Origin of the sequence: Nesterenkonia sp. AY15, assembly GCF_022565855.1 — a bacterium.
In the GTDB taxonomy this organism is placed as follows: domain Bacteria; phylum Actinomycetota; class Actinomycetes; order Actinomycetales; family Micrococcaceae; genus Nesterenkonia.
Genome location: NZ_JAJOYV010000005.1, coordinates 214,802 through 236,733, shown reverse-complemented (window position 1 = coordinate 236,733; position 21,932 = coordinate 214,802). Strand labels below are relative to the sequence as shown.

The 21,932-nt window shown below is 63.7% G+C and carries 16 protein-coding genes and 2 pseudogenes; 9 read left to right on the top strand and 9 right to left on the bottom strand.

Features of this window, described 5'->3' with window-relative positions:
• Window positions 1-107: 107 nt before the first annotated feature.
• Window positions 108-308 (top strand): annotated as a pseudogene (locus tag LSI54_RS09745) (IS3 family transposase); the annotation flags it as partial.
• Window positions 309-503: 195 nt separating this feature from the next.
• Here the strand turns inward: LSI54_RS09745 and LSI54_RS09740 are convergent.
• From LSI54_RS09740 to LSI54_RS09705, 8 genes are all read right to left on the bottom strand, one after another.
• Window positions 504-1,703 carry an N-acetylglucosamine-6-phosphate deacetylase gene (locus LSI54_RS09740; protein WP_241478260.1) on the bottom strand — a complete coding sequence of 400 codons (1,200 nt, stop codon included), beginning with the start codon at window positions 1,701-1,703 and terminating at the stop codon, window positions 504-506.
• Complete coding sequence (locus LSI54_RS09735; RefSeq protein ID WP_241478259.1) at window positions 1,700-2,647, bottom strand: ROK family protein; 948 nt, start codon at window positions 2,645-2,647, stop codon at window positions 1,700-1,702. Before LSI54_RS09735 ends, LSI54_RS09740 begins: the two co-directional genes overlap by 4 nt.
• 6 nt (window positions 2,648-2,653) lie before the next feature.
• Complete coding sequence (locus tag LSI54_RS09730; protein WP_241478258.1) at window positions 2,654-3,553, bottom strand: endonuclease/exonuclease/phosphatase family protein; 900 nt, start codon at window positions 3,551-3,553, stop codon at window positions 2,654-2,656.
• 34 nt (window positions 3,554-3,587) lie between these two features.
• Window positions 3,588-4,544: a glycosyl hydrolase family 32 gene (locus LSI54_RS09725; RefSeq protein ID WP_241478257.1), complete on the bottom strand. Its 957-nt coding sequence runs from the start codon at window positions 4,542-4,544 to the stop codon at window positions 3,588-3,590.
• Window positions 4,541-5,329, bottom strand: a complete 789-nt coding sequence (gene nagB / locus LSI54_RS09720) for a glucosamine-6-phosphate deaminase (protein ID WP_241478256.1) — start codon at window positions 5,327-5,329, stop codon at window positions 4,541-4,543. The genes LSI54_RS09725 and nagB overlap by 4 nt, the downstream gene beginning before the upstream one ends.
• 73 nt (window positions 5,330-5,402) lie before the next feature.
• Window positions 5,403-6,272 carry a carbohydrate ABC transporter permease gene (locus LSI54_RS09715; protein ID WP_241478255.1) on the bottom strand — a complete coding sequence of 290 codons (870 nt, stop codon included), beginning with the start codon at window positions 6,270-6,272 and terminating at the stop codon, window positions 5,403-5,405.
• Between the two features lies 1 nt (window position 6,273).
• Complete coding sequence (locus LSI54_RS09710; RefSeq protein ID WP_241478254.1) at window positions 6,274-7,143, bottom strand: carbohydrate ABC transporter permease; 870 nt, start codon at window positions 7,141-7,143, stop codon at window positions 6,274-6,276.
• 176 nt (window positions 7,144-7,319) lie between these two features.
• Complete coding sequence (locus LSI54_RS09705) at window positions 7,320-8,696, bottom strand: extracellular solute-binding protein (RefSeq protein ID WP_241478253.1); 1,377 nt, start codon at window positions 8,694-8,696, stop codon at window positions 7,320-7,322.
• Between the two features lie 75 nt (window positions 8,697-8,771).
• Here LSI54_RS09705 and LSI54_RS09700 point away from each other — a divergent pair, with 75 nt between their 5' ends.
• The 3 genes and pseudogenes from LSI54_RS09700 to LSI54_RS09690 all read left to right on the top strand — a co-directional run bounded on the left by LSI54_RS09700 (window position 8,772) and on the right by LSI54_RS09690 (window position 13,572).
• Entirely contained in the window at window positions 8,772-9,500 is a 729-nt protein-coding gene (locus tag LSI54_RS09700; protein ID WP_241478252.1) for a GntR family transcriptional regulator, read from the top strand.
• Between the two features lie 1,003 nt (window positions 9,501-10,503).
• Complete coding sequence (locus tag LSI54_RS09695) at window positions 10,504-12,285, top strand: S8 family peptidase (protein WP_241478251.1); 1,782 nt, start codon at window positions 10,504-10,506, stop codon at window positions 12,283-12,285.
• Window positions 12,286-12,412: 127 nt separating this feature from the next.
• Window positions 12,413-13,572 (top strand): annotated as a pseudogene (locus LSI54_RS09690) (IS3 family transposase).
• Between the two features lie 644 nt (window positions 13,573-14,216).
• Here LSI54_RS09690 and LSI54_RS09685 read toward each other — a convergent pair.
• Window positions 14,217-14,963, bottom strand: coding sequence for a hypothetical protein (locus LSI54_RS09685; RefSeq protein WP_241464587.1), 747 nt, complete (start codon window positions 14,961-14,963; stop codon window positions 14,217-14,219).
• Between the two features lie 736 nt (window positions 14,964-15,699).
• Here LSI54_RS09685 and LSI54_RS09680 point away from each other — a divergent pair.
• The 5 genes from LSI54_RS09680 (at window position 15,700) to LSI54_RS09660 (ending at window position 21,869) form a co-directional block, all read left to right on the top strand.
• A complete protein-coding gene (locus LSI54_RS09680; RefSeq protein ID WP_241478250.1) occupies window positions 15,700-16,686 on the top strand; it encodes an IS481 family transposase in 987 nt (328 codons plus the stop codon).
• Window positions 16,687-17,448: 762 nt separating this feature from the next.
• Entirely contained in the window at window positions 17,449-18,213 is a 765-nt protein-coding gene (locus tag LSI54_RS09675; RefSeq protein WP_241478249.1) for an alpha/beta fold hydrolase, read from the top strand.
• Between the two features lie 98 nt (window positions 18,214-18,311).
• Complete coding sequence (locus LSI54_RS09670; RefSeq protein ID WP_241478248.1) at window positions 18,312-18,524, top strand: hypothetical protein; 213 nt, start codon at window positions 18,312-18,314, stop codon at window positions 18,522-18,524.
• 219 nt (window positions 18,525-18,743) lie between these two features.
• The gene (locus tag LSI54_RS09665) at window positions 18,744-21,092 is read left to right on the top strand and encodes an FtsX-like permease family protein (RefSeq protein ID WP_241478247.1); all 2,349 of its coding nucleotides are present in this window, start codon (window positions 18,744-18,746) and stop codon (window positions 21,090-21,092) included.
• A gap of 9 nt (window positions 21,093-21,101) precedes the next feature.
• Window positions 21,102-21,869 (top strand): ABC transporter ATP-binding protein, encoded by a 768-nt coding sequence (locus tag LSI54_RS09660; RefSeq protein WP_241478246.1) that lies wholly within the window; start codon window positions 21,102-21,104, stop codon window positions 21,867-21,869.
• Window positions 21,870-21,932 lie beyond the last annotated feature (63 nt).

The window sequence follows — 21,932 nt, the reverse complement described above, 5'->3', positions numbered from 1 at the left end:
CGGCCGGCGGAAGATGACTGCGCTGACCCGCCGCAGGATCCCGGGTGCCTCCCGGGGCGCAGTAGACCGGGCCATGCGCAGCCTGGGGCTGGCCGGTGTGCGCCGAGCTGTTCAAGACCGAGTGCATCCGCACCGATGTCTTCCACGAGGGCCCCTACCGGCAGCTGGCAGACGTCGAGTTCGCCACCGCTGGCTGGGTCGATTGGTGGAACAACCGTCGCCTCCACGGGACGCGGGGAAACCTGGCCCCGGTAGAGTACGAGCGCGCTTACTACGCAGCTAATGTGAGTGAGCCGCAGCCGGTTTAACAGCGGCAGAGAACCTGGGACGCTTCACCCCAACGTTTCCCCGGATGAGCCCGGATCGAGTCGACTCCGGTGGTCGCGGAGAAGGTGACCCGGCAACTTTTTCGTCCAGACGACTGGAAACCAGGCTGTAGGTCACTTCCTCTGGTCGGGCTTGTCCGAGGGCGGTGTGGAAGGATGTCGTCGCGCCAGGGACTGTCAGGCTATCCAAGTTCCCCGTCGCAGGACTCTCGCCACATTGAGATCGTCATTGAGAATGACAGCGTCTGCATGCAGCCCTGATGCTAGCCTCCCAACTCGCTCGCTCAGTCCGTGGGTGTGCGCGGGGACCACGGTGGCTGAGCGGAGGGCGTGATCGAACGGGACTCCTGCTCGGACTGTGTTCCGGAAGATGTCCCTCATGAAGGCAGTTCCTCCGGCGATTGCACTGGACGAGCTGAGGGTGGCTGCCGCGTCGTTGACGTGCACGGTCGCAGGTCCCAATCGGTAGGTCCCGTCGTCAAGACCGGCGGCCGCCATGGAGTCTGTCACCAGTGCGATGTTGTCAGCACCGACCAGTTCGAAGACGGATTCGACGGTGTAGGGATCCAGGTGCAAGGTGTCTGCGATCAGTTCAATGACCGCCTCACCTCGGGCTGCCGCGCGCAGACAGGCCATCGCAGGCCCAGGTGAACGGTGATGAATGGTGGGCATGCCGTTGAACAGGTGGGTGACGGTGGGCAACGTTCCGATGCCCCTGGAGGCAGCCATTCCTTGACGTGCGTGAGCCAGTGAAGCCTCGGTTGTGGACGCGTCAGCGTCTGTGTGGCCGATCGAGGGCACAACGCCGAGGCTTGTCAGGAACTCGACGAGCGTGATTGCCCCTTCGAGTTCCGGTGCGTATGTCATGGCGCGAATGGTGCCACCCGAGGCTTGAATCAGCTGCGCCGTCAGCTCGAGGTCGGGACGCATCAGCCACTGCGGATCTTGGGCCCCGCAGCGCGCGTGGGAGAGGAACGGGCCCTCAAGGTGGATGCCTGCCACGGAACCGTCAATTGTAAGTGCGCCGAAGAGAGCAGCAGCGCGGAGCATCTCGTCTCTGCGGGCCGTGACGAGGCTTGCCACCACCGTGGTCGTTCCGAACTCGTGGAGTTTGGCCAGCGCCTGTCGGACCGGTTCCTCGGCTGATGTGGAGAAGTCCGCGCCGAAGGCGCCGTGACAGTGCGTATCAACGAATCCGGGAACCAAAATATCTCCGGATTCCAGGACGTCCGGTACGGGCCAACCCTCCGGATCGAAATACTCTCGTGCCCCGGCGTACGTGATTCGTTCATTCTCGATGGCTAACGCGCCTTCAGCGTGTTCGGTGAGTCCGGTGTGAATTCGGCCGAGGATTACCTGGCGGTGTGTGTTGGTCATGGACTTCCCTGGCTCGTGTGGCTGAAGCTGGATTGAACAGTGGTGCCGAGTAGTGCCGCGCCGATGAGACCGGCGCGAGGGCCGGCATGGGATGTGCTGATCGCCGGGGAGTCGCGCCAACCCAATAGGTTTCCTACCTTTTCGCGCAAAGGATCTAGAAGTACAGGCCCTGCGGCGCTCAGGCCTCCTCCTATGATGATCTCCGCTGGATCAAGTGTTGCGGTCAGCATGATGATCCCCTTGGCGAGGGCATTGACGGCCTCGGACCACGCCTCATCAGCGAGTGCGTCCGTGCCCACGAGCGCTGCAACTTCCTCAGCGCTATCGGCAGTGCCGCCAGCTGCGATGTACCCCGCGAGGACCGCGCTGGCAGAGGCGTAAGCTTCCAGGCACCCGAACTGCCCGCAGGAGCAAGGCCGACCATTGGGCATGGTGGGGACGTGCCCCAGCTCGCCTGCCTGTCCACGAGCACCGATCACTGTTTTTCCGGCTGTGACGACGGCGCCTGAAACGCCCGTGCCAATAGGGATGAACACGAAGTCCTGCAATGCAGGGCGCACCGCCATTTCTGCTCGCGCGGCTGTGCGGGCGTCGTGATCGATCAGTGCCGGAACGCCTACCCGTTCTTCGAGGAGTTGCCCCAGCGGCAGGTTTGTCCAGCCGAGGTTCGAGGCATAGCACACCAGGCCGGCGCGAGTGTCGACCAGGCCGGGGGTGCCTGCCCCGATGGCGGTGGGCTCGTGGCCGAGCGCACGCGCGGTCCTCGCGAGGCCGGAGACCATCGCAAGGACCGCGTCGAAGGCGCCCAGTGACCCTTTGAATGTTGGGACAGTGCGCCCCGGGGATAATTCCACGCCCTCGACGAAGACGGAGCCCTTGACTGTGGTACCCCCGATATCGACGGCAAGAACGACACTTGGCCCCGTGCACTGCCCTGATTCCATGTCTGCTTACCGTTGCTTCACTTTGCCGTTGGGGGTCTTCGTGATCGACAGCTCTGCAACGATGGGCAGGTGATCCGATGCCGTGGTTTGAATGACGTGCGCAGAGGTCGCGGTGACACCCCTAGCGGTCAAGATGTAGTCGATGCGCAGGCTGGGGTTCTCCACGGAACCGCTGCCGGGGAGTCCTTCCAGATCAGGACCGAAGGTGTAGTCCTCGTTCTGCCCGAGGGCTGCGAAGGTGTCAGTAAAGACCGAGAAGAGGGGCTGCAGCTCCGGAGCGTCTGGAGTCGCATTGAGGTCACCAACGAGAACCGCCGGCCGCTTGCTGGTGCCGGTGATGTCGATGATTTCCTGGACCTGGAGTGCGCGCTGTTCTTCACGCTGGAAGTCCAGGTGCGTGCTGTAGAAGGCGATGTGGTTGCCGCGAACATTCACCACTGCTTCGAGCAAGCCGCGCTGCTCCGTGGGTCGTTCCTCGTACTCGATGTTCGTGAGCAGGTGATTCTCCGAGGAGATGATCGGATATTCGCTCAGGATCGCGTTGCCGTACTGGCGGTTGTCCACATCACCGGGCAGCGGAGGTTCATCGAGGTTCGCTCCATACACGACATGCATGTCGAGCCGATCGGCGAGCCATTCCGCCTCGTCGATGAAGTCGCTGCGCGCGCCCCAGTGGTTATCCACCTCCTGCAGGCCGATGATCTCGGCACCGGAGTCCTCGATCACGGAGGCTGTGCGTTCAAGGTCGAAGATGTTGTCGCCGTCCGCGCCGTAGTGGATGTTGAAGGACATCACGGTCACATCGGTGATCTTCCCTGGTCCCGCATGGGCTGGTCCGGCACCGAGCACGGCACCGCCGACAACAAGCGCGGCAACCGAAGCGGCTGCAATCTGTCGTTGGAACATGGTGGCTTCTCCTTTTCTGAGGGGTGGTGGAATGTCACGTAGTTGTGGTCGAGACGGGGAAGAGCGTCTGTCCTGCCAGGAGGTCGGCCAGCGCGACGGGGCTGGCGATCTCTCCTACGAAGCGTCCGTCCACGCTGTTTTGGAAGCCGAAGACGATCCACTCCCCGTCTCGCTTCCTGAACAGCTGTGCGGCGTAGATGCCCGGTAGGAAGAAGCTCGAGCTGCCGACGAGGTCCCAGGGGCCCAACAGGCTCTCCCCACGCGCGATCCAGGTGCCGGTGCTGGCTGCGTCGGACCTTATGCCGGGCGCCTTGTCCGGGAGACACGAGAAGAGCAGTACTGCCTCTCCACCGACCTCCCGTGACTGGATCACCTCCATCTCACCGAAGCCCGCGGGAGAAGACAGCGGCGGGCGCGTTTCCCAGTGCGTAAGGTCCGGGCTCACGGCGTGCCCGACGACGGCACGTTGGTCGGGGTCACCGGTTCGACTGCGGGCGGTGATGACCATCTGCCACAACTGCGTCTTCTCATCGAAGAAGACGAAGGGATCCCTCCATGCCTCGTCGGGCCAGGTTCCGTCGCCCAGCTTCTCGTACCACCGGGGATCCGCCTGGAGTGCAGGCATCTCAGAACGCCTCCAGGTCAGGAGGTCATCCGAGACAACAGAGCCGATCCGCTGGTGCAGCCCATCCTCGACCCGGCTGACGCCGGTGTAGAACAGATGCCATGTGCCATCCGCAGCGTGGACGGTGCACCCTGTCCAGGTCGCCAGGTCGTCCCAGGCCGGACCATCTGCGGCGGTGATGGCGTCCGGGAGAAGAGTCCACTCCTCGAGGTCCACAGACTTGGCATGCCCGATCGAGGCACCGTGGTGGCGTCGATCCGGGTCGATCAGCGCTCTTTTCGCGCGAAGGAAGAATAGATGGTAGTTCTCACCATCATCCGCGAGCCAACTGTCCCACACCCAGTCGTCGTGCAGGCGAAAAGTCATAGGGGCCTCCCGGCGAAGCACGGTGTCGATTCTTCATCGGACCGGTAATGGTCCGTCAGTGTCAGCTGTGACGCCGCTGCTTCATCCAGCACCATCGTCACGTGGGGGTGAAATTGGAGCAGCGATGCGGGGCACGCGCTGGCAACCGGGCCCTCGATCGCCGCGGCGAGGGCCTTGGCCTTCGCCTCCCCCTGCGCCACCAGGACGATCTCACGAGCCTCCATGATTGTGCCCAACCCTTGGGTGATGCAGTGCGTCGGGACGCTTTCACCTGGTGGGAAGAACCGCGCATTGTCCGCCCGTGTCTGCGCGGACAGTCTCTTGATCCGTGTGCGCGAGGCCAGCGAGGACATCGGTTCGTTGAAGCCGATGTGTCCGTTTCTTCCAATACCGAGAATCTGCAAGTCCACGCCCCCTGCTGCAGTCAGGGACGCTTCATAGTCCCGGCAAGCCTGGTGGAGATCAGCGGCCGATCCGTCGGGGGTGCTGACATTTGCGGGTTCCAGACCCAGGGCGGTCGTCACCTCCCGTGCGACGACGACCCCATAGCTCGCCGGATGCTGCCGAGGCAGCCCCACATACTCATCGAGCGCGAAACAGCGCATGTGATCGAAATCGACTGTGCCCTGCGCGCGCAGTCGGGCGAGTTCCCGGTAGGTCCCCATCGGCGATGAGCCCGTGGCGATGCCGAGGACCATCTCAGGAGATGCGGCGCTCCGGCGGGCAATGAGCGCCGCGGTATGGGCTCCCACTTCAGCTGGACCTGCCAGGATGACGACTTCCACGGGATGTCCCTTCTTGTGGGTGGACGCGGGTGTTACTGGTGAATTCTGATAGGCGCGGTTGAGCGGCGGTGGGCTAGCCCTTGACGGCCGAACTCGCCACACCCTCGATGAACCAGCGCTGGAAGACCAGGAAGACCACGATGACCGGCACCACCAGGAGGACGCCGAAGGCCATGACCTGGCCCCACGCCGGTGGAAGTTGGCCGGCGAAGACGCTGATCTGCAGCGGCAGCGGCCTGAGGTTCGGGTCCGAGATCATGAGGACTGGCCACAGGAAGGATCCCCACTGCGTGAGGAACGTGAGGATCGCCACTGAGGCGTAGGCCGGCTTGCTCATGGGTGCGATAATCCGCCAGAAGATGAGCCAGGGCCCTGCCCCGTCCATCCTCGCCGCCTCGTCGATGCTCCGCGGTATCCCGGAGAAGAAGGAATAGAAGAGGAATATCGCCAGCGCGTTCCCGATGAACGGCACGATCTGGATCCACAGCGTATTGCGGGCGTCGTTGTAGAGGTAGAACATCGGGACGGCGACGGCCTCGAAAGGCACGATGAGCAACAGCAGTATGGCGAACAGTGCCGCCGTTCGGCCGCGCCACGAGAGCCGCGACAGGGCATAGGCCGCCATCGAGTTGACGATCAGCCCCAGTCCGACGACGGCGATGGTCACCGTGAACGAGACGGCGAAGAAGCGCCAGAGATGCCCTGTGCTGTCAGAGGAGAGGCTGGAGGCAACGCCCGCATAGTTGTGCAGCCCCCATTGCGTCACATTGAAGACTCGGAAGCCCGCGAGGGTGTCGCTGGCCGGGGCCAATGAGGCCGCGACCATATAGGCGACGGGGGTGAAGAACAGTGTTCCTGTGATCAACAGCGCACCGTAGTGCGGTATGCGTGATTTCAGTTCGCGTTGACTGATCTTCGGCCTTGATGCAGTGGTCTGCGCCATGTCAGCCCTCCCTCTCTCTGGTTGCCCGCCGCTGGATCAGGGACAGGATGACCACGATGACAAAGAAGACCACGGAGATTGCGCTCGCCCGTCCTATGTTGTTCTCGTCGAACGCTGCGGTCACGGCCTCATACATGACGGTTCGGGTCGCATCCTCGTTGAGACCTCCGCCAGACTTGGCCAGGACATATATCTGATCGAACACGCGCAGGGACAGGATCATGGTGTAAAGCGCCACGAAGACGATGGTCGTCTTGATGCCCGGCAGCGTGACGTGCAGAAAGCGCTGCCACCCGTTGGCACGATCAAGTTCAGCTGCTTCATACAGTTCAGGGGGGACCTGCTGGAGTGCTGCCAGTAGGATCACCATCTGGAACCCACAGCCCTGCCAGATGGACAGTACGATCACCGATGCCAGTGCCGTCAATCCGGAGCCCAGCCAATCCTGCGCGCCGAATGATCCTCCAGAGAAGAATGAAAGTGCCGAATTCAGCAGTCCTGAATCGCCGCGGGCGAGGATGAGACGCCAGATGATTGCGACCAGGGCGATGGGGAATACAACCGGTAGGAAGTACAGAGAACGAAAGATTCCGATGCCTGGAAGGCTCTTCTTGACCAGCAGCGCAAGGGCCAGCGCAAGAGCCGTCTGCACTGGCACGACGACCGCCGCGAAAATCAGGTTATGCAGCAGCGCATCGAGAAACGCTCCGGAGACGTCCGGATCGGTGAAGATCCTGGTGTACTGCGTGATCCCCATGAACGTCGGCGAACGAGGGTCTCCCAACCGGAGGTTGTACAGAGAGAAGCCTATCGAGGCCAGAAACGGCACCCCGACGAAGATCAACAGCAATAGCACGGCTGGTGCGGCCATTAGGGGACCCGCAAGGCGGGCGGTGGTGATCTGTCGTGGCCGGCCCTTTACTGCTGGAGCAGCAGGGGGCTGTCCCTTTACTGCTGGGGCAGTAGGGGGCTGGAGGCCAGTGGTGGTGACGATGAGAAACTCCTTCGACAAGGAGGCGGGGCCTAGGGGCCCCGCCTCCTGAATGGTCAGTCGTCCTGGTAGCCGTTGTTGTCAGAGAAGTCGGAATCGATCGCCCGAGCGGCCGAATCAAGTTCCTCCTGGACGTCCGCCCCACCCCAGATGGCAAGAAGGGCGCTGCCGAACGCGCTGGTTACAGTGGGATACCCAGGTGTCACCGGGCGGGCGACGGCGATGCACTCCTCAGTGACATTCTCCGAGCCACAGGCCGAGGCGAGATTGTTCGCGAACAGCTCCAGGGGCTTGTCCGGCCCGTAGAGCTCACTCTGTTCCAGGGCCGAGCTGCTGCCGGGCACAGCGGCGTTCGCTTCGACCATCGTGGCGATACTGTCGTCCGTAAGGAGGAAGTCCAGGAATGATCCGGCTGCGTCTGTATTGCCCTCGGCAGCAGGTGTGACGCCCCACTGCCAGGAACCGTGGCCTGCCTTCGTGCCAAGGCCGAAGTCCGGCAGCGGCATGAGCACCAGGTCCTCTCCAAGCGCTTCGCTGAAGGTCGGATACATCCAGTTGCCGGTCCAAGTCAGCGCAGTCTGCCCGTCAGGGAAAGCTGTTCCACTGGTGTTCGGATCGGCGTACTCCCGCCAAGAGGCCCATGCTTCGAGCGCTTGGACGTTCTCCTCGCTGTTGAGCACGCCTTCGGCCTTGCCATCCTTCAGCAGAGTGCCGCCGGCCGACCAGATATCCGGTGTTGTGGTGAACGTTCCCCACTCCGCCGCGAAACCGTTGGCCTCTCCGAGATCAATGGCTTGGCCAGATGGTGAGACCTCCGCCAGTTCGGCGAGGTTGGCCTCGAATTCCTCGACGGTCCATGCCTCTTCGGCGGTGGTCGGCGCCTCGATGCCCGCCTCATCCAAGAGGGTGGCATTTCCCCACAGACCCAGCCCGACGTCGAACAGGCCCACGGCGTAGGTTGCATCGTTGTACGTGCCACTCTCCTTAATGCCTTCAATCCTGTTGTCGAGCGTCTCGGAGGACACGACGTCGTCCAACGAGATGAGCTTGCGGTCGTAGACGAACGAGGCCATCGTCGGGGCGTCCATCTCCATGACATCAGGTAGTTCGTCCGCCGAGGTCGACTGAATAGTACTGGTGTAGTCAGCTTCGGGGATGAGTGTCAGGTTCGCTGTGACATCTTCCTGTGAGGAATTGAAATCCTCAACGAGTCCCTGCAGGGCCTCACTCTCAGCGGCCTGGCCGGCATGCGCCCACACCTCAATGGTGCCGTCTGATTCCTCACCTCCTGAGGCTCCCGAACATCCGGACATGAGAAGGGCGAGTGAGAGACCCGTGCCGGTCATCACGGCAAGGTGCCGTGACCTCCTAGGTATATGCATCGTGACGATTCCTTTCGCTTCCCTCGTAAGTGTGGTGATCAGATTTGACAAGCTTGGCCTAGACCAATTTCTAAGTCAATAGATTGGCCTAGGCCATTTTTCGTCGAGAGCGGTAGCATGGGTGGTATGACCGCCAGGGAGTTCGCCGCACCTAAGTACTACAGGGTGAAGGAAGAACTCCGCCGGCTGGCAAGGGAGGCAGGGCCGGAGGCTTCCCTTCCCACTGAGCGCACTCTTGCCGCTCGGTACCAGACATCCCGCACGACCGTGCGGCAGGCCATTTCCGAGCTCGTTGCTGAGGGCCTGCTCAACCGCACGCAAGGCAAGGGGACGTTCGTGGCGCCGTCGCGTCCGACCTACGTCCGACAGCTCACCTCTTTTACCCAGGACGCCGAAGCGCAGCACCTGAAGAGCACATCAGACATCCTGGGGATAGATACAGTGCCTGCAGATGCATACCTTGCCGAACAGTTGCGCGTCCCCCTGGGAGGGGAACTCACGCGCTTGGAACGCGTGCGGGTCATTAACGGGGAGCCGCTGGCCCACGAGACCGCCTACCTGCCTGGGGACTTGCTCGACCTGAAACAGCACCTCGCGCGCAACGGCTCGTTGTACGCGATTCTCAGGAACCACTACGGGACCACAATTGCTGAAGTGGAAGACACCGTGATGACTGTGGTTGCCGGCCCCCTCGAGGCCCACCTGCTTGGTATCGAAACGGGAGCCCCTCTGCTGCTGACGCAGCGGCGCGGCCTGGACGCGAACGGGATTCCCGTGGAGTGGACTCGGTCGGCGTTCCGGGGGGACCGGTTCCAGTTCTTCGCGCGCACCTCCGGTGTAGACACCACAAACTAAGAGGCGGTCAGGACTCGCCCCCGGAGCTCCGGAGAGATGTGCCAAGACATGATTTTCCGTAGCACTCTGCGGTCTCTGGGGTCTCTGAGGGTTGCGGGTCAGGAGTCACCTCACCGTGCCGCGGACCCATGCGAAGTTCCAGAAGCCTCTCGTGAGCACTTGCAGGCGGCTGATCCATGTGGGTCGCGGTGGCGCGCCTGGCTGCGGCGCATGGTTCAAGAACACTGCACCGTGACATACGAGTTACCAATCGGAAGCGGGTTATAGGTGGGTACATGCCACTACATTCCAGAGCTGGCGCGGAGAATGTACCTCTTGCGAAGGGTTTCAAGGGTTTACGCGGTGGGTACACCTCCGCGCCGAAGACCCTGACGGTGGTATCTGAGGTTTCCCCGACCCGTGTGCGACATAAACTCCACCTGAGCCCTTGGTGTCGCGTGAGCCTTTGGCCAGCGGGCATCCGGTCGAACCCTGCCGTGGGCGAGGACCCGGGTCGCCCTGGCCATGCTGGCAGGGTAGGTGGGCGGTCTCCCGGCGACCGTTTGTCGCTGGGCATAGGGCGGAACTGTCTGCACGACCGATTCGGCGGCTGATCGGCCCCAGTCGCGTGGCGGAGAACCGGCCCTATGGGTCAGGACGCGACACCAGCCGTGCGACTACTGACTGTGGTGGAGATTTGGCCTCAGCTGCGAAGCCTGGTGAGCACAATCCCCGTGCGTGCGCTTAAACACTCGGACCTTGATCGGTTGCAGTTGGAGATCCTGATGGTCCGAGCCAAGCTGGTCTCGCACTTGGCAGGTCGTTTGCTTGTGGCGCTAGCTATGGACCTGCAGCGCCTGAATTGCTACTGTCACACTCCACTACCTCACGGGGACGCGGTGCATCTGGACGGGGCTTTATGGGCACCATCGATTTGAAACTAGTCGGCGGCCTGAACGTGCCACAGTTGGATCCACGACGCCTACGATGGCATGGTCCCTCCAAGACGAGGCTCGTCCGCTTTGTGATCCAGACTGATGGACCGGCGAACCTTGGCCAGGTCAAGACGCTTGTTTCCCAGGCGCTCGGACATTCTGGCCAGGTGCAGCGGTTTGGCCAGCACCGTCCACAGTTGCCGGTGGACCTTGGCGACTTACCCGGGCGGCTCCGCATTACCGGTAAGGTCCGCGATCATGTAGACGTGCGGAACATGTTCCCAGGCGCGGTCGCCCGCGACCGCAAGTTCAAGCTGGCAGACTTCGTCATACTAACCCTTCCGATGACCCGCAGCATGGTCATGAAGCTGGCATCGCCTGAGCAGTCCACGCTGTTCGAGATCGCGTATCGACTCAAGGAAAGATGCGACTTCGTGCGAGTAGAACCCGAGTTGTTCTACAAGAAGTGGCGCGTAACCACCTCGCCAGAACCCGCACCGCCGCCTCCAACACCGTCCCCTGGCGGCTATGAGCCACCGACGTTCGTTGGCTTCTCCTCCGGAGGATCACGGTCGCCATCCGATGGCACGGACGACCATGCGTGGAGTCTGCGCAGCATCAACTGGCCGACCACGAACCACGGCGGTCTCGGCGTGACTGTGGGGCAGGTGGACACCGGTGACCGGGACCATAGCGAGTTAGTCGACGTCTACTCGCAAGGTGGCATTAACGTGCTGACAGGGTCCGAAGACACGACAGATCCTCTCACCGGCCCCTTCCCGGGCCATGGAGTAGCGACGGCCAGCGTGTTGGCGAGCAGGGGAGGTATCTCAACAACTACCGGCAGCGGGGTTGGAACGACGGGCCCTGACCCCACGGTGGATGCAAACCATGAGGTCACTGGAGTTGCGAACCAAGTTCGGGTAATCCCAGTCCGTGCAACTGACTCGGTGATAATCGTGAGCAACATCAATATCGCTGAAGGCATCTGGCACTGCATCCAGCAGGATGTCGACATCATCACCGTGAGCCTCGGCGGCTATGCCAACCAATACCTCGAGAGAGTTGTCAGCTTCGCAGTATTCTCAAACATAATCGTGGTTGCGGCCGGCGGCCAGATTTCTCCGTTCGTTCCCGCGCCAGCTCTGTATCGAGACTGCATCGCTGCCACAGGAAGCACCGTCAACAAAACCAGGTGGGGTAACGCCTCGCTCGGACTCAGCCTGGACATCGCCGCTCCCGCCGAGCATGTGTGGGTCGCGGACTTCGACGCCCAAGAGGAAGCTGTCAGGCGTTCGCAAGGTACATCTTTCGCCAGCCCCGCCGTCGCCGGGGTGGCCGCCCTCTGGCTCGGGAGACATGGCAAGCAATCACTCATCGAACACTACGCCGGCCAGCGCAAGCTTGCGGAAGTTTTCCGCCACGTCGCACGAAAAACCGCGCAGAGCGAGGGTTGGAACACCCTGCTGGCGGGTGCCGGGATTATCGACGCTGCAGCGGTATTGGGTTCGGTACTGCCGCTTCCCATCATCGTGCCTGAACGGGACTGGTCCAACTATGACATCACTTCGGAGCGAGACATTCTTCGTGGCATGTTGGGCAATCCCAGCGAAAGTGACCTCGAGAGCGTGCTTGGCAAGTTCTTTGATACGACCACGCTCGATATCGAGCGGCGTTTTGTCGATTTCGGATCCGAGCTCCTGACCCTATTTTTCGACTCCACCGACGCTGTATGGGGTCTGCAACGTGCCGTTCAGGCCGAGGCCGACCAGCGGCGCGAGGACGCCGAGGAGGCCGTCCAGGAAGTCGTCGACGCGGTCGTCGACTCGTGTTCGGACGCCATCGCGACAGTTATGGGATGGTTCGATTAGTTCTCAGAACTATAACTCGCCGCGTGTGGAGGATCTGCCGCACTGATAGGTGACAGTTTGACCTGACCTACAGTTTGGGTTCCACTATCCCTCGCTAGCCGATGGCCTTCCTGGAAGGCTGATCACCATGCCACGCCCCTATCCTCCAGAGTTCAGGGCCCGCGCCATCTCACTCGTGCGCGAGGGCCGACCGGTCAAACAGACCGCGGCCGATCTCGGCATCCACGAGGTCACACTGCACTCCTGGCTGCGCCAGGACGACATCGATCACGGTCTCCGCCCAGGCCACACGACCCAGGAATCGGCGGAGCTGCGCGCCGCCCGCGCTAAGGTGCGTCAGCTCGAGCAAGAGATCTCGATCCTCCGACGAGCGTCCACCTGGCTGGATGAGGAGCCTCTCGACCCGAAAGGGCGCACCCGGTGATTGACCGTCTCGTCGACGCCGGGGAACCCGTGAACACCTGCTGCCGCTTGCTGGGAGTCTCACGCCAGGGCTACTACCGCTACAGGCGGCGCCCCACCAGCGCTACGGAACTGCGTCGACGCTGGCTCACAGGTCTCATCGGCGAGGTCCACATCGCGTCCCGTGGCACCTATGGTTACCGGCGGATCCACGCCGAGCTCACACTCGGGATGGGGGTCACCTGTTCCAGCCGGCTGGTCTGGATGCTGATGAGCCGCGCAGGACTGGGTGGCTTACCAGGGCCGACTCGGGTCAAGCGCCTCAAGGGCGTGGCCACCGCCGATGACCTGGTCAACCGTAAGTTCCATCGCCTTGGGCTCAACGAACTCTGGGTCACGGACATCACCGAACATCCCACCAGGGAAGGCAAGATCTATTGCGCGGCGGTTTTAGACGCGTGCAGCCGCAAGATCATCGGCTGGGCGATCGATTCGAAGCAGGATTCAAATCTGGTCGTCAACGCTCTGGATATGGCGATTCGCGCGCGAACGCCCAAGGCAGGAGGGATCGTTCATGCCGATCATGGAGTCCAGTTCACCTCATGGGTGTTTACTCAGAAGATCCGTTCAGCAGGGCTGCTTCCCTCGTTCGGGACCGTGGGTGACGGGTTGGACAATGCGATGATGGAGTCCTTCTGGTCCTCGATGCAGATCGAGTTGCTCAATCGTAAGAAGTGGCGGACCAGGGTCGAGTTGGCGAACGCGATCTTCGAGTACATCGAGGTGTTCTACAACCGCCGACGCCGCCACTCCGGTCTCGCTTACGCCACGCCGCATGACTACGACCTCGCACACGCGATTCAACCGCTCACCGCCAGAAGCTAGTCAAGACGAGTGGAACCCAAACTGTAGGTCAGGTCAGTTACAGTCACGCCGTGACAGCGACGCCTGTGTTCATGATTGCTTCGTACTCCACTGGGTCAAGCCCGAGAGTCACTTCTGCCTGCAACATCGGTGACAGATCCGCTCCATCCACGTCAAGATCGGGATTCGCAGGTGATCCCGGGCCTGCCAGGAACGACGATCCAGGACGTTCTTCTGAAGCAGTGAGAAAACTGAGGCGCGATCGCAGAGACTCGACGTGAGTACGACACGGTCAACTCCGCCTGCGATGTTCGTTTATACAGCGCCCTCAGCGCCGTACGCCTTCGGTAACAGGGACACAGATTACCGTTGCAGGAAGACCGCCACTTGTCGCTGCGACTCGCAGACCGCAGCACTCCTTGGTGGCGTGAAGGAAACCATAGACGCAACCCTGCCCGCTCCCACCGGCGCTAGCTGTACTGAGTCCCGACGTTGGTGACACCCGGTGAGCGGGAGTCGTTCACTCGCAGTACGCCACGGCCCCGGACGTGCTGAGGTAAGCACTCGTGCCCGCGATGGCGCTCGCCGTCGCACCGGCGGTCAGGGGCAGCTGTGGCGCGCCCCGATGGAGGGGGTGCGCGGGGCTGGTCAGCATGTGCCACCCCTTAGACGGGTGATCTCGCCGTGGACCCATCTTGGGGACCAGGTCTCGTGCCGTCGGCTCGTAGGGTGCGGCCTTGGAGGAAAGCGAGCGTGGCGATCGGTAGCGACATCACAGCGCTGGTGAGGCTGACGATGCCCGCGAGGGGGCCCGTCCCTGCGGCGTACAGCACGAATGCCGCGATGGAGAGCGCACCCATCCCCGTGAGCCAACCAGCCAACCAGCGTCGACCGTGTTCGGCCAGGAGGCTGGCCAGGAGCAGTGCGGCGGCACCAAGGAGTGCGTAGCCGGCGAGGTCGATTGCGTAGGGGATGGACTCGACGTCGTGGAAGTACCATTGCGCGGCGGTTGTGGGGTCGCGGTCGACGAGGTCGGGGAAGAACGTGTACTGGGAGGTGTAGGCCAGCGTCGCGAACGCGACGTAGGCGCCCAGGAGCACACCGGCTGTCGACCGGCGCACCGAGGACGGGGGTACGCCCGCCGCGGCTGCCAGAAGCAGCACGATGGAGACGAACGCGGGTGCGAGCAGCGAGGCACCGACGAACCCCCACTGGTATAGCGCGCGGCCCTGCTCGAAGTCGTACATTCCCTCGAGCAGCCGCGGCGGTGGGGAAGAGGCGAACACCAGGCCCATCATCGAGGCTGCAACCACATAGACGGCGCTCGCTACGACCAGGCCCGTGCCGACCCGGCGCCCCCAGGCAGCGCCTTCGTGCTGCTCGCGGGCCGAAGTTGTGTGCGGTGGGTTCATGGTTCCTCCCTGGTCCTGTGTCCGGACCGCACGTTCACGAGTTCCGGAACCATCGCGATGTCCACCCGGAGCTCGTGGGTGCGGCGCGATCCAGCGTCGCCAGCCAGCGGTGACTCATCGGCCACCGGCGGAATATCGGTAACCGGAACAGCGCCGTGAGCAGCGGGCGGCGTTGCCGTGTGCGCCACGCTCCGACCCGATCGAGCGTGAGCGTCACCCGGTCCTCGGTACGTTCGAGTTCGCAGCGTCCGCGCAGTTCGGGGCTGCCGTCGGCGTGCAGCGCGATGGTCCCCTTGAAGCACGCAGGCGGGGACCGACGGCGAGGGGCCGCGCAGTGGCGGATCCAGCCGAACCCCGGCAGCCAACAGTCCGGCGGTGGCCGGTACGAGCACGGCCATGACGACCGACACAGCGGTCGACGGCTGGCCGTCCCGGACACCATGAGCTGGCGGCGTGGAAGCGCCTACGACTGAGGCGACGTGGGGCTTGCGCTGCCGTTTCGGCCCCTCAGTGAGCCACATATCAGTCATGGCAATCCTCCATCTTCGCGCCCCGCATCCTGGGCGACTTCGACTGACACGACCACCGTACGACGGCGCACAGACGACCACTAGTTGTACTGACCGGGGACGTTGGTTAAGTCAGTGTGATCCGCTGATCTGAACCCTGGCGCAAGGAGAGCCCCCTGCGGTGGAGTGGAACTGCCTAGGTATCCGCTCACGCACAGGAGGCTCCCATGTCCCACGCTAACGCTGCTCTTACTCCGCGTCACCGCCTGAAAGTCGCCCAGCTCGTCGTCGATCAGGGCGTTCCGATCTCAGAAGTAGCGGCCCGGTTTCAGTGCGCCTGGCCCACCGTGAAGCGTTGGGCGACCCGGTATGCAGCCGGGGAAGTGATGACCGATCGCTCCAGCCGTCCGCACCGGATGCCGGCAAAGACCTCGCCGGCGGTGACGAAGCGGATCGTGTCCCTGCGGCTTCGTAAGCGCGTCGGTCCGGTCCAGCTTGCCGCTGCGACCGGGGTCGCTCCCTCGACCGCTCACCGCGTGCTCACTCGTTGTGGGTTGCACAGGCTCGGCCACGTGGACCGGGCCACCGGTGAGCCCGTTCGCCGCTACGAACACGTCGCACCGGGAGACCTGCTGCATGTAGATGTCAAGAAGCTGGGCAACATCCCTGACGGGGGCGGGTGGCGGTTCGTGGGTCGCTCCCAGGGCGGGAGGAACCGGGCTGGGACCCCGGGGAAGCCGAAGAATCAGTATCACCACCCGAAGATGGGGTATGCCTTCGTGCATACGGTGATCGATGATCACTCCCGGGTGGCCTATGCCGAGGTCCACGATGACGAAACTGCCGCAACAGCCACTGCGGTGCTGATCCGGGCTGTGGCGTGGTTCGCCGACCGCGGGATCACCACCCGGCGGGTACTTTCGGACAACGGTTCGGCCTACGTCTCGCACGTGTGGCGAGACATCTGTGCCGAACTTGAGATCAGGCACTCTCGGACTCGGCCTCGCAGGCCACAGACCAATGGCAAGATCGAACGATTCCATCGCACCTTGGCTGATGGGTGGGGTTATGCGCGCTGTTACGCCAGCGAGAGGCAGCGCCGCGACGATCTGGCGGGATGGCTCCACGAATATAATCATCATCGACCCCACACCGCCTGCGGGAACAAGCCACCTATCACCAGATTGATTAACCTGTCAGGTCAGTACAACTAGTGGCGAAGGCCCGACCAGAAGTGACCAAAGGCCCTGTCGTGCGGACCGGGACGAGGCGCATGCTGAGATCGGTTGCAGGGGACCCGCCGCTGCAAACCCATGGCGCCCTCTGGAGGTCCCGTGTTCGCAGTTCCCGCTCACCCGCAACGCGTGCGACAGGTCGCTGTCGGCGGTTCACTCATGGTCGCTGCGGTCTATGGGGAGCGCCTCCGTTCAGGTCCTGCGCCCGTGTTGCTCCACTTGGTCCCCGGTTCCAGAGTTGTCGAGAGGCAACGGGGGTGACGCAGATCATCGCCGTCACACCGTCTGCTCCGTGTCGTCGTCGAGCGGTTGGAAGCACCCTGGGAATCAATGCCGTGTAAGTCCGGTACAGAGTGGCGGCGCCGAACTTGGGAGCAGCGGACCGTCTGGAGCCTCGATGCACTGCGTCGTCATATGCCGCTACAGCTCTCGCACTATCAGGAGCCGCGACACGAGCACCACCGGTATCGGGCATGAGGGGATCCCTTCCCGGACGGCAGGACTCAGTGCCTCCTCTCACGCGACCGACGTTCGCGTGCCCGTCTGCTCCTCGCCGGCCCGATTCACATCCTCGTCTGCGATCAGGCACGATCCAGGTCAGAACGGGCCAGATGGTCGTGGGACGCCATGAAGCGGCTCCCGCGTGCCTTCACGGTTCGACCGCGCAGCCCTGAACGATCCCCCGTCGCAGGAGACTGGATGTGGGACGTCCGACGAGGACTCAGAAGGACAGTGGTCGTGATGCTGGTTCCGACACTGGCCGTCACGGGGCTCTTGGCGTGGTGGAGCCCAGGAACTACCGAGGCGTTCCTAGACGCCGACGGCCGCACGGTCCCCGGCAGCATCTCCGAGAAGCGTGCCGTGCCCATCAACGGTGTGCACCAGGGCATGGTCATCCGCGGCCAGGACGCCACCAATCCGGTGCTGCTCTGGGTGCACGGCGGGCCAGGCATGCCCGACTACCCCCTCACTCAGCAGTACCCGACGGGCCTGGAGGACTTGTTCACCATCGTCTGGTGGGACCAGCGCGGCGCAGCCCTCTCATACGACCCCCGCATCCCGCCCGAGTCCATGACCATCGAGCAGTTCATCGACGACACGATCGCGGTGACCGACTACTTGCGCGGCCGGTTCGAACAGGACCGGATCTACCTGCTCGGACACTCTTGGGGCAGTCACATCGCCCTGCAAGCCGCCGCACGATCACCAGAGCGGTATGCGGCCTACCTCGGCATGGCGCAGATGGTCCACCAGCTTGAGTCCGAGAAGATCGCCTACGACTACATGCTGACCGAGTACCGTCGACGTGGAGATACGGGCATGGTGCGCGCGCTTGAGGCGAGCCCGGTCACCTTGACCGAAGGAACGCCGACCCCTTACCTGAAGGTCCGCGACACCGCCATGCACAGCCTCGGGATCGGCACCACTCACGACATGAGGTCGGTCATCTCCGGCATCTTTCTGGCCTCTTGCGCTTCCGCGGCTACACACCGAAGGAGAAACTGAACCTGTGGCGCGGCCGAGGGTTCTCGCGGGGCTTCGGACTGTGGGACCAGTTCATCAGGACCGACTTACGCAGCACCGTCCCAGCACTGCAGATCCCGGTGTACTTCCTCGAAGGCAAATACGACTACACCTGTGCCACCTCTCTGGCGAGGGACTACTTCGAGCAGCTGCAAGCCCCTGTCAAGGGCTTCTACGTCTTCGACGACTCGGCACACAGCCCTCTTCTGGAGGAGCCCCGCAAAGCCCATCGCGTCGTCGAGCACGACGTACTCACCGGCACAACGGCCCTCGCAGATGGCAACGGTGCCTGAAGAGATTACTCTCGGCCGAGATGGGGCCATGCCCCTGTGGGGAGTTGCCGACGGCCGGGTCCATGGTGACGAGCCAGAAGGTCGCGGGGCCGATGCCGGTCCAGTTACCGGTCATCACCGCTGCGATCGGTCGCGGGGAAAGAGTCTTGCGCGGCCGACCAACCGAGTGCTTGACTAGTTTCACAAGCCGCTAGAGAGTGAGGCGTCGTGTACGCCCGCATGGTCCTCCGAGATTACCGTCGCAACCGCGGGGTCACCCTGATCCTCGTTCTGCTGATGATGCTCGCAGTGGTGCTGGCGACCGCGAGCGCCGGGACCCTGGTCCGGCTGGTCGGAGCGTCGGACAGTCTGATGACCCAGGCCGATGCTCCCCACGTGGCGCAGCTGCATGCGGGCCTCCACGACCAGGAGCAGCTTGACGCCTGGGTGGCCGGCCGGGAAGAGGTGGCCGACCACCAGACCATGCTGCTGCTGGGCATCGGTGGGTCGGACCTGTTCTTCGACGGGGTGGCCCAGACCGACAACATCCAGCAGAACTCGCTGGTGGTGCCGAACCAGGAGCGGGACCTGCTGCTCGACCTGGACAACGAGCCGATCCTCGAGGTGGAGCCGGGCACTATCGTGCTGCCGGTCATCTACCAGGTGGAGGCGGGGCTGGATGTGGGAGACCCCGTGCGGATCACCGGTTCGGACGGCTTCGCCACCGAGCTGGTGATCGCCGGCTTCGCCCGCGACTCGATCATGAACCCTGCGGTGACCAGCTCCAAGCGGCTGGCGGTGTCACCGTCAGACCTGGAGGAGGTGCGTGCGCACACCGGGCAGGTGGAGCAGCTCATCGAATTCTGGCTGCACGACCCCGAGAGCCAGAGTGCGACCTTCCAGAAGGCCTACCAGGACTCGGGGATGCCGGCGGCGGGTCAGATGGTGGACGCCGCAGCGTTCCGCATGTTCACCATGGTCGGTGACGGGATGGTGGCTGCTGTCATCATCCTCGTGGCTGTGCTGCTTCTGGTCGTGGGGATGCTGTGCCTGCGGTTCTCGTTCCTGACCGCGGCCGAACAGGACTACCGCGAGATCGGGGTCCTGAAGGCCATCGGTGCCCCCGGGCGCGGGATCAAACGGATCTACCTGACCAAGTACGCCCTCCTGGCGGGGGTCGCCACGGTGCTGGGCCTGCCCGTCGGGTTGGTGCTGACGCCTGTGCTCACCCGCAACATCACCCGCTACATGGGCTCGGTCCCCAGCGTCTGGAACTGGGTGGTCCCCGTATTGGCCGCACTGGCGGTGCTGACCCTGCTCGTGCTGTTCGTGGTCCTGCTGCTGCGCCGCTTCGACAAGATCAGCGCCGTGGCCGCGCTCAGCGCGGGGTCCGCCGGCGGGCGGTCCAGGTCGAGTATGCGGCTGCACCGCTCGAGGATGCCGGTGCAGCTCCGCCTCGGTGTGATGGACGTCGTGAGCCGCGCGCCGACCTACCTGCTGCTCTTCCTCGTCTTCGCCGTGAGCACCTTCATCATCATCGTGCCTATCAGTTCGGCCGCGACGGCCAGTGCCCCCGGTTTCGTCAACTACATGGGTACCGGCCAGGTCGACATGCGCATTGAGCTGCGGCAGGCGGACCCCGCCTCGGCGGAGCAGTTCGCACGGAGCGTCGAGCGGCTGGAGTCCGACCCCGAGGTGAGCGCCGTCGCCCCGATGGTCACCACCCGCAACGACACCATCGACAAGGACGGGAACACAGCGAGCCTCTACGTGGAGAACGGGAACCACACCCTGCTCCCGCTGACGTATGCCGAGGGTCGGGCACCGGTCGACGGCACCGAGATCGCGCTGTCACTGCTCGCGATGAACCAGACCGGGCGCCAGGTCGGTGACACCCTCCCGGTCCAGGTAGGAACCCAGGAACGGGAGCTGGCGGTCGTCGGGAGCTACCAGGACATCACCAACGGGGGGACGACGTCGAAGTCCGTGCTGCCCACCGGTGAGGGCGAGGTCATGTGGTACATGGCCGGTGTCGAGCTGGTGCCAGGCGCCGATGCCGGTGACAAGGCCGCCGCCTTCGCCGACGAGTTCGCCCCGGCCACGGTCGCGGACATCGAGCAATGGCGGATCCAGACCCTGGGCCCGATCGCCGAGCAGATCACCATCACTGCGCTCGTCTCCGCCGCCGTGGCGCTGGCCCTGGCCGCTCTGATGACCGCCCTGTTCGTGCGGATGCTCCTGGCCCGCGACGCCGGCCAGATCGCCGTGCAGCGCGCGGTCGGTGCCGACGACGCCGGTCTGCGGCGGCAGTACCTCACCCGGATGCTGCTGGTGCTCCTGATCGGCGTCGTCGTCGGGACCGTGGCGGCCAACACCCTGGGCCAGGGGATGTTCAACCTCATGTTCGAGTTCGTCTACGGCGGCATCGAGTCGCTCGGACAGGGCACCAGCCGCATCGACTTCATGGTCAACCCCCTCCTCACCTACCTGGCCCTGCCCGCCGCCCTGCTCGCGACCGTGGCCCTCACCACCAGCGCCAGCTCCCGCTCCATCTCCGAGGCCAGCATCTCCACCCTCACCACCGAATAGGCGACCGCGATGAACACCGACACCCCCCTCCTGCAGGCGACCGGACTGACCAGGTCCTTCTCCGGACGGACCGTGCTGCACAGCGTGGACCTGCAGGTCCGCGCCGGCGAGTACCTGTCCGTGATGGGACCCTCGGGGTCGGGCAAGTCCACCCTGCTCTACACCATCAGTGGCATGGACACCATGAGCGCCGGCACCGTCACCTTCTCCGGTCAGGACCTGGCCTCGATGAAGCAGAAGGAGCTGGCCCGCCTGCGGTTGACCAGCATGGGGTTCATCTTCCAGCACGTCCACCTGCTGAAGAATCTGTGCCTGCTCGACAACATCATCCTGCCGGCCTACCTTGCCGGACTTGCACCACGCACCGAGCTCAACGACCGCGCACTGGCGCTCATGCACCGGACCGGTGTCGCGGACCTGGCCGACCGCGACGTCTCGCAGGCCTCCGGCGGACAGCTGCAGCGCATCGGCATCTGCCGCGCCCTGATCAACTCCCCCACCATCCTGTTCGGCGACGAACCCACCGGCGCGCTCGACTCCGCGGCCGCCACCGAGATCATGGACATCCTCACCGCGCTCAACGACGACGGCATGACCCTCATGATCGTGACCCACGACCCCCGGGTCGCCGCCCGCACCGAGCGCGTCCTGTCCATGGTCGACGGCCGGATCATCGGTGACCGACGGCAGGGGCGGTACGACGGCACCCACCTCGACAAGCGGCAGACCGACCTGAGCCAATGGCTGATGACCGGCGAACCGGTCCGCGCCCGATGAGACAGATCTCGACAACCGACAGGGAGTCCGCGGGAAGAGCTGTGAGGGTCGCGGCCAGACCTG